15 protein-coding genes are annotated in these 13,089 nt (G+C 60.9%); 8 read left to right on the top strand and 7 right to left on the bottom strand.

All coding sequences use genetic code 11. From position 1 onward, the window contains the following. Positions 1-2 precede the first annotated feature (2 nt). The 6 genes from EDF70_RS20300 to hemC form a co-directional block, all read right to left on the bottom strand. Positions 3-773 carry a glutamine amidotransferase gene (locus tag EDF70_RS20300; protein WP_132277279.1) on the bottom strand — a complete coding sequence of 257 codons (771 nt, stop codon included), beginning with the start codon at positions 771-773 and terminating at the stop codon, positions 3-5. A gap of 4 nt (positions 774-777) precedes the next feature. Further along, entirely contained in the window at positions 778-1,269 is a 492-nt protein-coding gene (locus EDF70_RS20295) for a TerB family tellurite resistance protein (protein WP_132277277.1), read from the bottom strand. Continuing rightward, positions 1,269-2,960 carry a heme biosynthesis protein HemY gene (locus tag EDF70_RS20290; protein ID WP_132277275.1) on the bottom strand — a complete coding sequence of 564 codons (1,692 nt, stop codon included), beginning with the start codon at positions 2,958-2,960 and terminating at the stop codon, positions 1,269-1,271. The genes EDF70_RS20295 and EDF70_RS20290 overlap by 1 nt, the downstream gene beginning before the upstream one ends. Before the next feature lie 9 nt (positions 2,961-2,969). After that, positions 2,970-4,403, bottom strand: coding sequence for a mitofilin family membrane protein (locus tag EDF70_RS20285; RefSeq protein ID WP_165932077.1), 1,434 nt, complete (start codon positions 4,401-4,403; stop codon positions 2,970-2,972). A 111-nt stretch (positions 4,404-4,514) separates the two neighbouring features. Beyond that, positions 4,515-5,213 carry a uroporphyrinogen-III synthase gene (locus EDF70_RS20280; RefSeq protein ID WP_132277271.1) on the bottom strand — a complete coding sequence of 233 codons (699 nt, stop codon included), beginning with the start codon at positions 5,211-5,213 and terminating at the stop codon, positions 4,515-4,517. Positions 5,214-5,216: 3 nt separating this feature from the next. Then, on the bottom strand, positions 5,217-6,146 hold the full coding sequence (hemC, locus tag EDF70_RS20275) for a hydroxymethylbilane synthase (protein WP_132277269.1): 930 nt from the start codon (positions 6,144-6,146) through the stop codon (positions 5,217-5,219). A gap of 73 nt (positions 6,147-6,219) precedes the next feature. Here hemC and tsaD point away from each other — a divergent pair, with 73 nt between their 5' ends. The 5 genes from tsaD to EDF70_RS20250 are packed head-to-tail and all read left to right on the top strand — an operon-like array spanning position 6,220 to position 9,733. Continuing rightward, positions 6,220-7,314 carry a tRNA (adenosine(37)-N6)-threonylcarbamoyltransferase complex transferase subunit TsaD gene (gene tsaD / locus EDF70_RS20270; protein WP_132277267.1) on the top strand — a complete coding sequence of 365 codons (1,095 nt, stop codon included), beginning with the start codon at positions 6,220-6,222 and terminating at the stop codon, positions 7,312-7,314. After that, entirely contained in the window at positions 7,311-8,300 is a 990-nt protein-coding gene (locus EDF70_RS20265; RefSeq protein WP_132277265.1) for an NAD(P)H-dependent glycerol-3-phosphate dehydrogenase, read from the top strand. Before tsaD ends, EDF70_RS20265 begins: the two co-directional genes overlap by 4 nt. Positions 8,301-8,325: 25 nt before the next feature. After that, entirely contained in the window at positions 8,326-8,622 is a 297-nt protein-coding gene (locus EDF70_RS20260; RefSeq protein ID WP_132277263.1) for a YciI family protein, read from the top strand. A gap of 6 nt (positions 8,623-8,628) precedes the next feature. Next, positions 8,629-9,069, top strand: coding sequence for an EVE domain-containing protein (locus EDF70_RS20255; RefSeq protein ID WP_132277261.1), 441 nt, complete (start codon positions 8,629-8,631; stop codon positions 9,067-9,069). A 19-nt stretch (positions 9,070-9,088) separates the two neighbouring features. After that, positions 9,089-9,733 carry a methyltransferase gene (locus EDF70_RS20250; RefSeq protein WP_132277259.1) on the top strand — a complete coding sequence of 215 codons (645 nt, stop codon included), beginning with the start codon at positions 9,089-9,091 and terminating at the stop codon, positions 9,731-9,733. A 7-nt stretch (positions 9,734-9,740) separates the two neighbouring features. On the opposite strand, the gene EDF70_RS20245 is transcribed toward EDF70_RS20250, so the two are convergent. Beyond that, positions 9,741-10,148, bottom strand: a complete 408-nt coding sequence (locus EDF70_RS20245; protein WP_132277257.1) for a hypothetical protein — start codon at positions 10,146-10,148, stop codon at positions 9,741-9,743. A gap of 303 nt (positions 10,149-10,451) precedes the next feature. Here EDF70_RS20245 and sdhC point away from each other — a divergent pair, with 303 nt between their 5' ends. Genes sdhC through sdhA form a run of 3 tightly spaced genes read left to right on the top strand, consistent with a single transcriptional unit; the run spans position 10,452 to position 13,084 of the window. Next, on the top strand, positions 10,452-10,841 hold the full coding sequence (gene sdhC, locus EDF70_RS20240) for a succinate dehydrogenase, cytochrome b556 subunit (protein WP_132277255.1): 390 nt from the start codon (positions 10,452-10,454) through the stop codon (positions 10,839-10,841). A gap of 11 nt (positions 10,842-10,852) precedes the next feature. After that, positions 10,853-11,233, top strand: coding sequence for a succinate dehydrogenase, hydrophobic membrane anchor protein (sdhD, locus tag EDF70_RS20235; RefSeq protein WP_132277253.1), 381 nt, complete (start codon positions 10,853-10,855; stop codon positions 11,231-11,233). Between the two features lie 6 nt (positions 11,234-11,239). Further along, positions 11,240-13,084 carry a succinate dehydrogenase flavoprotein subunit gene (gene sdhA / locus EDF70_RS20230; RefSeq protein WP_132277251.1) on the top strand — a complete coding sequence of 615 codons (1,845 nt, stop codon included), beginning with the start codon at positions 11,240-11,242 and terminating at the stop codon, positions 13,082-13,084. Positions 13,085-13,089: the final 5 nt, after the last annotated feature.

Here is a 13,089-nt window from a genome sequence, read left to right as displayed (position 1 = left end):
CTTCAGGCGTTCGCCGATTTCGGGGCCGGGCTGTATCTTGGCAGTTCGGCTTCCAGCTTTTTCGGTTCGAAAATCAGATCGAGATAGTTCCATAGCCATTCCCTGAGCGGCTGGTCGAACAGCATGCGGCCTTCCAGATGTCGGCTGCCGACCTGCGCGTTCGGCATGGTGAACCGCTCGGCGCCATGCACGACCCAGCGCTGCATCATGGCGCGGGTGAGTTCTGCATGAAACTGTACGCCCCAGGCATTGTCGCCGTAGCGTATGGCCTGATGGGGATAGGTATCGCCTTCGGCAAGCAGTTGCGCGCCACGCGGCACCTCAAAACCCTCGCGGTGAAACTGATAGACCATCTTTGGCCAGTGCATGAGAAGCCGTCCATGCTCGGTCGGGCGTAGCGGGTACCAGCCGATTTCGGTCATGCCCTGTTTGTCGGCGTGTACCTTGCCGCCGAGATGGCGCACCAGCATCTGCGCGCCGAGGCAAATGCCGAGATAGGGCTTGTTTTCCTTGAGCGGCACCTTGATCCAGTCGATCTCGGCCTTGACGAATTCATGTTCGTCATTGGCGCTCATCGGCCCGCCAAACACGACGGCGCCGGAATGGCTGGCCAGTGTCGATGGCAGGCTGTCACCCAGCGCCGGTCGGCGAATATCGAGGGGATAGCCTTTTTCCAACAGCATCTGTCCGACGCGTCCGGGTGAAGAGCGTTCCTGATGCAACACAACAAGAACCGGAGCTTTATTGGAGCGTCGGGCAGGCGCGGCTATCATCTGTCTAGTCCTCAGTCTCCAAGGCAACCGGCTGGGCGTCCGGCCTGGCGCGTGAGGCGGCCTGTTGCCGCAACAGAACACGGTCTCGAGAAGATACACCCAGCAAATCGGCGACCCGCCAGATGACGTGGTCTTCCATTTCGCTGCGGTCACCATCGGCATAAACGAGATCCCAGAGGATGCCGAGCAGTTCTGTGCATTCCTCCGGCGACAGATGCCGTTTCAGATCCGAGGTGAAGCGGTAATAGTCGACCGCCTCAAGTCCAGCTTCCTGACCAGCCTCAATCAGTGCCTGCAATTGACCGCTTGTCAGACCGTAACGTACGCCGAGCAGGTCCTTCAGGCGTTGCATTTCGGACTTCGAAACCTTGCCGTCTGCCTCCATGACCTGAAAACAGAGGGCTGCAAATGCCACGCGCGGATCGTCGCCCGAAAATTCGTTTTCGGAGCGGCCGACCGTCAGTGTCTGGAGAAAGGCCTGTATCCTCTCCAGCATCAATAGAGCCTCAACCGTGTCGGGGCTTCGTTGCTTGCAGCCTGGTCCTTTACGCCCGGATCATCCGGCGGCCGGCCATTGAACGGATCAGGTTCCGCTACGCTCGGCGCAGTGTCGGTTTTTGCCGGTACCGGCGTTTGCGCTGTGGCTGGTGTCCTTGCTGGTGTCGGGGCCGGTTTGGCAATCGGCTTTTCCTCAATCTTCACGAAGGTTAGCGGTGAAAATTTTTGCGTTTCGGTCTGTGCAGGGGAAGGAGCAGGTGTCGGTTCCGCAACGGTGGAGGTTTTCTGCTCCGACTTCGTCTCCGCAGCCTTCACATCCGTCCGCTCCGGCGCCGTGTGGACGGCCGGCAGGCTGGCGATTGCAGTTTCCGCAAGCCTGCCTTCTTCGACCGGTCCTTCCAACTGACCAAAAGGCGCCTTCCACTCGAATGCGTCGAGGCGGCCGGTGGCCGGCGAGACAGGCAGCCAGTGATCTGAAACGATGCCGTCTGCTACCCAGGACGGGTCGCGCGGCGCGCGCAGGGCCTGTCCCATCCAGTGGCGAACGCGACCCTGATCACCAGTGTCGGCCTCTTCGATATCGGCAAGAAGCAGATAGACGCCTTCACGGGAATCGATACGGGCAGCGGCTTCCGCCTTGGCGCGGGCCTTGTCGAAATCCCTGGCATCGAGTGCTGCACGGGCGACTGCGATCAGCGATTCGACGTTGTTCGGTCGCATCGCTTCCAGCTTTTCGGCGCGTTTCAGGCGGTCGGCCGTGCTGTCGCCGCTGCGGGCGCGAACATAGGTCTCGGCAACATCCGGATGCGGTGTGATTTTCCAGATGCTTTCGAGCACGGATGCCGTCTTGCGCAGATTGTTTTCGCGCGCATAGGCCTTGGCGGCGATGATGCCGGCGGGCACCAAATCCTTGGCCAGTTTCAATGCAGCGGTCGCATCGTCGCGGGCGCCGCGCGGATCACCTTCGAGCTTTTCACCGGCCTTGGCGGTCAGAAGCACGGCCTTCCAGCGATCGGCCTTGTCACGCTCGATCACACCGGCAATGCGCTGCTGGTCGAGAAGGCGGATGGCGTCATCCCAGCGTCCGGCCTGACAGCGATATTCCAAAGTCGCCTGAGCGGCCCATGGCAGGTAAGGCGCGTTTTCGGCAGCGCTCTCGGCATATTGCCGGGCGGCTTCATCGGCGCCGAGGCGGCGGGCTTCCATATAGAGACCACGCAGCCCGATTTCGCGGGTTTCCGGATCCTGCGACATGGCTTCGAAAATCGAACGGGCCTCGTCATGCTTGCCTTCGATCAAAGCCGTCTGTGCTTCGAGAAGCAGGATCAGCGGCTCCTGATCGGCGCGAATGAGACTGCGGCTGCGCAGGCTCATCTTGCGGGCAAGCGTTGCGTTGCCGGCGCCGGCGGCAATCAGGCCGGTGGAAAGCGCCTGGTAACCGCGGTCACGCTTGCGGGCGCGAAAATGGCGTTGCACCAGATGCGGCGAACTCCAGATGATGCGCACCAGCCAGCCGATGAACATCATGGCGGCAACGATGGCGACCAGAAGGGTGGCAGCCACCATCAGGCTGGTCTCGATCAACTGACCCTGCCAGGTAATGGAAATCAGGCCGGGACGATCGGCGAGCCAGGAAAAGCTCCAACCCAGACCGAGAACGACGATGGCGAATATGAACAAACGGATCATCGAAGAACCTCAGCCTGCATTGCTGGCGCCGGCAATGGCGCGGTTGAGTGTGTTGTCGACGAGGCCATCAACCTCGATGCGGGCATCAAGCGTCTGCTTGTAGGCAACCGAGGCATCCTTGGCAGACTGCGGCAAGGCTTCCCACTCGCTGGTCGCGCCCTTGAGATTGCCCTTGCGCAGCTGGTCCTCCATGCGGGCAACGATCGCTTCGGGCGTATCACCCTCGACATCGCCGACCGGGCGCACCTTGACCATCTGCATGGCGCTGGACAGTAGCCGGCTACCGACCCCTGCCTGCTCATCCGTCTGATTGGCGGCGTTCAGAATGGCGTTGGCTGTCTGCGGAAATTTCTGGACCAGATCGGATGCGGACGGCACGCCGCTCTGGGCAAATTTTCCCAGCACCTGCACGGCCGGATCATCTCCGGCGATACCGGAAAATGTCTGCAATTCGCCGGTGAAGGGGCCGCCGCGGTCGATGGCTGTTTTCAGGGCCGAAGCGGCAAGCGCCTTGGCGACCGCCTCTTCGCGGCCGGGCTGATCAACCTTGGCTTCCAATGCGGCCAGTCGCTGCGTCAGGGCGTCTGAGGCCGCAGTGTTGGAGCCGGCCTCGGTGATCCGCGCTTCCAGTGCCGCCAGCCGATCAGAAATCTCGGTGCTGCCACCGGTGGCACCATTGCCGGCCGCAGCGGTTGCCTTGAGCGCCTCGATGGCGGCGGTGCTGGAGGCAAGCTGCTGGTTCAGGCTGTCGATCTGCTGCTGCAGGGTTGCCGTTTCGGTGGAACTGCCCCCGGATGAGCCGGGAATGACGCCTGCGTAAAACATGCTGCCGACCAGTGCCAGGGCGACGACGCCACCAACAATGCCGGCGGCAATCAGCGAACTGGTGGCAGGAGATTGGCGGGGTTGTTCCTTGGCGGGTGCCGATGTCGATGTGGAGCCGGGGCCGGCTTTTGCCGAAGCCGATGTTGCTCCGGCAATCGGGGCGCTCGTACCGGCGGTGCTGGTGCCAAAAGGTTTGTTTGGCGTGTCGACGCCTGAGGTGCCCGTGCTGCTGGCAGCTGAGGCAGAGGCTGAAGACGGGCTCGATGTCGGTGCGCTGGTCGCCGGACCTGTCTTATCTGAAGCGCTGGCGGCGCTGTGCTTGGTGACTTCAGGTGTTTTGCCGGATTCGGCATTACCCCTTGGGGCGCTTACAGACACTGCTGGTTTCACGTCCGCCGGTTTGGTGTCTTGCGGGCCTGTTGCCGTGGATGCCGATTGAGCAACGGGTGGCTTTTCGGAAACCACGGACTCGGCATCCTTCTTCGCGGCATTCACAGGTGCGTCGCTGTCATCACTGCGCACGGGCGTGGCGATCGTGCTGACGTCGTCGGCCGCAAGATCGATCGTGACGGGAGACTTGTCCGATTTGGAGCGGCGTGGGGGCTTGTCCGAAACCATGGCAACCTCATTTTTCTGCATTCAAAACAAAAGTAGACAGCACGACCAACGAAGGGAAGGGGCGCGACCCGAATTAGGCCGTTGTCGGTGCCTTGTTATCTGCCGTGATGGTTACAGAAGTGCCAGCAAGGCGGCTTCATCGGGGCGCTCGGCAATCTTCACGCTGTCTTGTAGAGCGGTTGGCACTTCTTCTGCCACGCGGGCGCTCAGGCAGGCGATGATGCCGGCAGACAATGCCGCGAGGTTTTCGGCGATTGCCGGAAGCGCGAAAAAAAGCCGGGCTGTTTCGCGTGAATGGAAAAGAATGGCGCCGGGTGGCGGGTCAAGCAGTGCGAGAATATCTGCCGGTGCCGGTGCAAGCGGCACCATCTCGTAACATTCGATGACGGAAAGCGGGATGTCTTCCGCCTGAAGTGCCTTTTCAAAGGTTGGTGACCGTGGTTTTCCCGTCAGGTAAACCACGCCAGTTGGTGCATTCCGGGCAATCAGCGCGGCAAGCGAAGCGCCATCGCCATCGGCGATCTCGATCGTCTTGAAACCGGCCTGTTGTGCGGCTGCAGCGGTCTTGCGGCCAACGGCGAACAGCGGTGTCGCCAGATGATCGGAGAGATCGAAATCTGCAAGTGCCCGCAGTGCTTCCGCACTTGTCAGCGCGATGGCCGGATATTTTCGGACCAACAGTTCGCGGACCCGATCCGTCAGGTGTCGGGCTTTGCTCAGCGGAAGCAACAGCGGTTCGTGGCCCATGCCGCGAAGCGTTGCGGCGGTGGCCTCAGCCCTGTCTTGCGGCCGCGTCACCACCACCCGCATCGGTCAGCTCCAGCTTGAAAAGAAGCCGGGGCCGGCGGCGGTGCGCACCGCTTCGCCCGCTTGTCTGCCGAGCTTGACCGCATTGGCGCGCGAACCATCGATGCTGATGGCATGTTCGCGCGTGCCATCCGGCGTCAGGATCAGGCCGGAAAATTTCAGGTGATCACCATCGAGGATCGTATAACCGGCGATCGGCGTGCGACAGGAACCGTCCAGCACTTCCAGGAAGGCACGCTCGCAGGACACTGCGTCATAGGTTGGCTTGTGGTTGATGCCTTCCAGCAGGTCGAGGACGCGCCGGTCGCCAACGCGGCTTTCGATACAGATCGCGCCTTGCGCCGGTGCCGGTGGAAATTCGGTCGGGTCGAGAAGCTCGGTGACCACATCCTCGCGGCCAAGACGTTTCAGGCCGGCGAGTGCCAGAAGCGTCGCGTCGACCTGACCTTCATTGAGCTTGCGCAGACGGGTTTCCACCGAACCGCGGAACACGATGACCTCGATATCCGGGCGCATCCGGCGGATCAGGGCCTGTCGGCGCAAAGAGGCAGAGCCGACGACGGCGCGGTCGGGCAGGGCGGTCAGGCTGGGCGCAGTGCGGCCGACCACGGCATCACGAAAATCCTCGCGTGGCAGATAGGCGGAAATCTCCAGCCCTTCCGGCAGCCATGTCGGCATGTCCTTCGACGAATGAACGGCAAAATCCAGCTCGCCGGACAGCAGTTGCTGTTCCAGTTCTTCGGTGAACAGGCCCTTGCCACCGATCTCGCTGAGCGCCCGGTCGGTGATGCGGTCGCCCTTGGTGGACAATACCACGACCTCGAACATCTCCTCGGGCAGGCCGTGGGCCTCCATCAGGCGGGAACGGGTTTCGGCGGCCTGGGCTAGGGCCAGCGGGCTGCCACGCGTGCCGATCCGGAAAGGTTTTGTTTGCATCCGCAGTCATCCATTGTTAGGCGGTAGCTTCGTAACCGGCTTCTAGCCCCATCGCAATCAATCCGACAGACCCATGGCACCGTTTCTGCGTATTCTCGGCATCGAAACCAGCTGCGACGAGACCGCCGCGGCGGTGGTCGCACGTCACGACGATGGCCGCGGCGAAATTCTCTCGGACGTTGTTTTTTCTCAACTTGAGGAGCACAGCGCCTATGGTGGCGTGGTGCCGGAGATTGCCGCGCGTGCCCATGTCGAAGCCGTCGATGGGCTGATCGACGAGGCGCTTGCCCGCGCCAATCTGTCGCTGTCGGATATCGATGCGATTGCCGCAACCTCCGGTCCCGGTCTGATCGGCGGCCTGCTGGTCGGGCTGATGACGGCCAAGGCGATGGCGCTTGCCACCGGCAAGCCGCTTTATGCGATCAACCATCTCGAAGGCCATGCGCTGACGGCGCGACTGACGGATGGATTGTCCTTCCCCTATCTGATGCTGCTGGTCTCCGGTGGTCATACGCAGCTTATTCTGGTCAAGGGTGTCGGCGAATACGAGCGTTGGGGCACGACGATCGATGACGCGCTTGGCGAAGCCTTCGACAAGACGGCAAAGCTGCTTGGTCTGCCTTATCCCGGTGGTCCCGCCGTCGAGAAGGCGGCGCTTTCCGGTAATCCGGATCGTTTTGTCCTGCCGCGTCCGCTGGTCGGCGAGGCGCGCCTCGATTTTTCCTTCTCCGGCCTGAAGACGGCCGTACGGCAGGCGGCGACCGAGATCGCACCGCTTTCCGATCAGGATGTTGCCGATATCTGTGCGTCCTTCCAGAAGGCGATTTCGCGCACGCTGAAGGACCGCATTGGCCGTGGCCTTGCGCGGTTCAAGGCGGAATATCCGGGCATGGCTGAGCCGGCGCTGGTCGTTGCCGGTGGCGTTGCCGCCAATCAGGAAATTCGCCGAACGCTGCAGGCGCTGTGCTCCGAACACCGCTTCCGCTTTATCGCGCCGCCCATGAATCTCTGCACCGACAACGCCTCGATGATCGCCTGGGCAGGGCTGGAGCGCATGGCAAACGACGTTGCGCCCGATACGCTGCAGGTCGCGCCGCGTTCGCGCTGGCCGCTCGATGCCGAAGCGCAGACGCTGCTTGGTTCCGGCAAGAGGGGAGCCAAGGCATGAGCGGACGACAGAAGATTGCCGTCATCGGCGCCGGTGCTTTCGGAACGGCGCTTGCCACTGTCATGGCGCTGGATGGCCGATCGGATGTGACGCTTGTCGGGCGTGATCTGGCATTGATGGCCGACCTGCGTAATGACCGCATGCATGATGCGGCTTTGCCGGGTGTGCCGCTGCCGGATGGTCTGCAGTTTTCGGCAGAGCCGGATGCGCTGGAGCAGGCTGACCTCGTACTCTTCGCCATGCCGGCGCAGGCGCATGATGCCGCCGCGCATTATTACGGTCCTTATCTGCGCGGTGACGTCGTGGTCGTCACCTGTGCCAAGGGTATCGAACGCTCGAGCGGGCGCATGCTGACCGACGTGCTGAAAGCGTCATTGCCGAACAATGCGGTTGCAGTCCTGTCCGGTCCCGGTTTTGCTGCCGATATTGCTCGTGGCCTGCCGACGGCCATGTCGATTGCCGCCGAAGATCTGAGCGTTGCCGAACATCTGGCGCAAACCATTTCCAGCCCGACATTTCGCCTTTATGCATCGAGCGATCGTATCGGCGTGCAATTGGGCGGCGCGTTGAAAAACGTGCTGGCGATTGCCTGCGGTGTCGTGGAAGGCGCCGGACTTGGCGATAGTGCACGAGCGGCATTGATTGCGCGTGGTCTTGCGGAAATGTCGCGTCTGGTCGTGGCGCTGGGCGGCTCTGCCGATACCGTTCGCGGCCTTTCCGGTCTTGGCGATCTTGTGCTGACGGCCACAAGTCATCAATCGCGCAATCTGCGTTTCGGCATCGCGCTCGGCGAAGGCGTTCCGGCGGATGCGGCGGCCGGCGGGCTGGTTGAAGGTGCGCATACCGCGTCCGTTGCCGTCCGGTTGGCGCGCGAAAATGGTATCGAGATGCCGGTGGCCGAAGCGGTTGCCGCCATCATCGATGGCCGGCTCGGCGTGCGCGCCGCCATGGAAGCGTTGATGACGCGACCGATCACCACCGAATAATTTTTGTCACGGGAGTTCTGACACCATGCCTCTCTTCTCCTTCATCTGCACCGACAAGCCGAATTCGCTCGAACTGCGCATGGCCACGCGCCCGCCGCATGTGGAGCATCTGACCGCGCTCAACGAAAAGGGCATCCTGAAAATGGCAGGTCCGTTTCTCGATGCCGATGGCAAGCCGAATGGCAGCCTTGTCATCGTCGAAACGGCGACGATCGAGGAAGCCAGGGCTTTGGCCGATGCCGATCCTTACGCAAAGGCCGGTCTGTTCGAGAAGGTCGAAGTGAAACCGTTCAACTGGGTTTTCAACCCGCCGAAGGCTTGATCATCCATGGCTTACTGGCTCTACAAATCCGAACCGAATGTCTGGTCCTGGGAACAGCAGAAAGCCAAGGGCGCTGCCGGCGAGGAATGGACAGGCGTTCGTAACTATCTGGCGCGCAACAACATGCGCGCCATGAAAATCGGCGACAAGGGGTTCTTCTATCACTCCAACGAGGGGCTGGAGATCGTCGGTATCGTCGAGGTCTGCGCCCTGTCGCATCCCGATTCGTCGGCCAAGGGCGATCCGAAGTGGGATTGCGTCGATATCCGCGCCGTCATGGATGTACCGAAGCCGGTCACACTCAAGGACGTCAAGGCTAATCCGAAATTCGAGAAGATGGCGCTCGTCACCTCGATGCGTCTTTCGGTACAGCCGGTCACGGAAGAGGAATATTTCGAGATCTGCCGCCTCGGTGGTGTCGATAATCCTCCGAAGTCTCCGGATTGACCCGAGAGACGAGTGTGGCGTGAAGACCGATCCCAAAAACTTCATTCTCGCCAATACCGATCTCATGCGACCGCCGCATGTGCCGGAGGTGCTTTTGCATCTGGCAAGCGAAGCGCATGATCTCTGGCTGAAAACCGAGGATGAGTTGCAGGAGATCGGCCTGCCACCGCCCTTCTGGGCTTTTGCCTGGGCGGGTGGGCAAGGACTTGCCCGGTATGTTCTCGATCATCCCGAGCTTGTTGCCGGCAAGCGCGTGCTGGATTTTGCGACCGGTTCCGGGCTGGTGGCGATTGCTGCGATGAAAGCCGGAGCATCGCATGTTCTGGCCGTGGATATCGATCCATGGGTCGGCACGGCGCTGGCGCTCAATGCTGCCGCCAATGATGTCGAGGTCGAATTTGTCCGTGATGACCTGATCGGCCATTCTGTCGAAGCGGATATCGTTCTTGCCGGCGACGTTTTTTACGATCGTGATTTTGCCGCGGCACTGACGCCCTGGTTCAAGCGGTTGACGGCAGAAGGCCGTCAGGTGCTCGTTGGTGATCCGGGTCGCAGCTATTGCCCAATGAGCGAACTTGTTGCGCTGGCAAGTTACGAGGTTCCGGTCACCCGGGTGCTGGAAGACAGCGAGATCAAACGAACCACCGTCTGGCAGTTCGCCTGAAAATCGTTCAGCGATCGCCGCGAATCACGCAGACGCCCGATTCCATGACGCAGCCGGAGCGCGGCGCAAAGGCGTCATTATAGGCAACGGTATCCACATCGATGATCTTTGCTTTCGGCGCCAGAACGGTGATGGACTTCTTTGCTTCACGCCTGTCGTCGAGTGATACGAACCTGCCGTAAATTCTGGCGTTCACGATGGCGACGCTGCCATGGCGGATGAAATACGAAGGATAACGACCTTCGTAGCTACGGCTCGCGCGACCTTGATCGCCATTGTACGATTGAACGCTGATATTGTTGCCAAGAGGCCCGTTGCCGCTGCCGAGAGATCTGTCGCTGGCATTGGCGATGGGTGCGGCGCACACAAACAGAAGAGCGGCAGTCATGCCGCCGAAGATGCTTTTCGCCATCATGGCGGATCCTCCGAACGCATTACGGTTAACCAATCGTTAACACATAGTCCGAAAGAAAGCGCCAGTAGTTTTTGCGTCGGCGAAAAACTGACTGAAATGGTTAACTTTCGTCAGTCACAATAGGACGTGTGGCGGCATCGAACCCCAATCGATTAAATTCGGATTCGCTCTGAAATAAGCTTGTCGTGACGGCAATCGACGATTAAAGCATCGCATGATGCAATGCACATTTCTTCGGCATCGTGCATTGCCGGGAACGCACCAGGAGGTATGGGCGCGCCCGCAATACGCCGCGAGGATATGATGGCGAATGTGACTAACAAGCGGCCCCTGTCGCCGCATCTGCAAATCTACAAGCCAATTCCCACCATGGTTATGTCGATCGTACACCGTATTACCGGTGGAGCACTGGCTGTGGGAACCATTATTTTGGCATGGTGGCTAATTGCCGCAGCCTCTGGCAAGCCGTATTTCGATTGGATCAGCTGGCTGCTCGGCACCTGGATCGGTCTTCTCGTGCTGTTCGGCTATACGTGGGCGCTGGTTCACCACATGCTTGGCGGCATGCGCCACTTCATGTGGGACATGGGCCACGGCTTCGACAAGCACTTCACCACCAAGATGGCGATCGCGCTGCCAATCGTATCGATCTGTCTCACCGTGGTGATCTGGATCGTCGGTCTGGCGATCTGAGGGAAAAAATCATGGATATGCGTACGCCTCTGGGCAAAGTTCGCGGTCTCGGTTCCGCAAAGGCTGGCACCGAGCATTTCTGGGTGCAGCGGATGTCTGCCGTGGCCATGGTGCCGCTGGCCATCTTCTTCATCATTTTCCTGATCCGTTATGCCGGTGCTCCCTACGAAGATGTCGTTGGTGCGCTGTCGAACCCGATCGTCGCCGTCCTGTTCGGCATGATGATCATTGCCGGTCTCGTGCACATGCGCATCGGCATTCAGGAAATCATCGTCGACTATGTCCATCACGAAGGACTGAAGTTCCTCGTGATGATGCTCAATACATTCTTTGCAATGCTGATCGGTGGTCTCTGTCTTTTCGCCGTTCTGAAAATTGCGTTCGTAGGATAACCCGCCATGGCATCCGTGACCCCCATCGCCCAGAACGGCAAAGCATATACCTATGTCGACCATTCCTATGACGTGATCGTCGTTGGCGCCGGTGGCGCCGGCCTGCGCGCCACGCTCGGCATGGCCGAACAGGGTTTCAAGACCGCCTGCATCACAAAGGTTTTCCCGACCCGTTCGCACACTGTCGCGGCGCAGGGTGGCATTGCCGCCTCCCTGCAGAACATGACGCCGGACAGTTGGCAGTGGCACCTCTATGACACCGTCAAGGGTTCCGACTGGCTCGGCGATGTCGACGCCATGCAGTACATGGTGATGGAAGCGCCGAAGGCCGTCTACGAACTCGAGCATTACGGCGTGCCGTTCTCGCGTAACGAAGAAGGCAAGATCTACCAGCGCCCGTTCGGCGGCCACATGCAGAATTTTGGCGCCGGCCCGCCGGTGCAGCGCACCTGCGCTGCGGCCGACCGTACAGGCCACGCCATCCTGCACACGCTTTACGGCCAGTCGCTGCGCAACAATGCCGAATTTTTCATCGAATATTTCGCGCTCGACCTGATCATGTCGGACGATGGCAGCCGCTGCGAAGGCGTCGTGGCCTGGAACCTCGATGACGGCACGATCCATCGTTTCGCCGCCAAGATGGTGGTTCTGGCGACCGGCGGTTACGGCCGCGCCTATTTCTCGGCGACCTCTGCCCATACCTGCACCGGCGACGGTGGCGGCATGGTGGCACGCGCCGGCCTGCCGATGCAGGACATGGAATTCGTTCAGTTCCACCCGACCGGCATTTACGGTTCGGGCTGCCTGATCACCGAAGGCGCACGCGGCGAAGGCGGTTATCTCGTCAATTCCGAAGGCGAACGCTTCATGGAGCGTTATGCGCCATCGGCCAAGGACCTTGCCTCGCGTGACGTGGTTTCGCGCTGCATGACGATGGAAATCCGTGAAGGCCGCGGCGTCGGCAAGAACAAGGACCACATCTTCCTGCATCTCGATCATCTCGATCCGGCTGTTCTACACGAACGTCTGCCGGGCATTTCCGAGAGCGCCAAGATTTTTGCGGGCGTCGACGTGACGCGCGAGCCGATCCCGGTTCTGCCGACGGTTCACTACAACATGGGCGGTATCCCGACCAATTACTGGGGCGAAGTGCTGAACGCAGACAGCAATAACCCTGAGCGTATCCTGCCCGGCCTGATGGCCGTCGGTGAAGCTGGTTGCGCCTCGGTGCACGGTGCAAACCGCCTCGGCTCCAACTCGCTGATCGACCTCGTGGTCTTCGGTCGCGCCGCAGCGATCCGCGCCGGTCAGGTCATCGACCGCGCCTCGGCAATCCCGGCACTCAACACGGCTGCCTGCGACAAGATCATGGATCGTTTCGACGGCCTGCGTCATGCTGCCGGCGGTACGCCGACGGCTGTGCTGCGCGACCGCATGCAGCGCACCATGCAGGACGATGCCGCTGTGTTCCGTACCCAGGAATCGCTCGAATCCGGCTGTCGCCGCATGAGCCAGATCTGGGGCGAGATGAAGGACATCAAGGTCACCGACCGTTCGATGATCTGGAACTCCGATCTCGTCGAGACGCTGGAACTGCACAACCTGATGGCCAACGCGATCACCACGGTCTACGGCGCCGAAGCGCGCAAGGAAAGCCGCGGTTCGCACGCCCGCGAAGACTATACCGAGGGCGCATTCGCCGGCCGCGACGACGTCAACTGGCGCAAGCATACGCTGGCGTGGGTCAGCGACGCCGGTGACGTCAAGCTCGACTATCGCCCGGTCCATACCGACCTGATCGCCGAAGGCATCGATCCTTACAAGATCGAGCCCAAAGCGCGCGTCTATTGATCTGA

Source organism: Neorhizobium sp. JUb45 (genome assembly GCF_004343585.1).
Lineage (GTDB): Bacteria > Pseudomonadota > Alphaproteobacteria > Rhizobiales > Rhizobiaceae > Neorhizobium.
The sequence above is the reverse complement of the archived record's forward strand: the minus strand, read 5'-3'. Positions and strand labels throughout refer to the sequence as shown.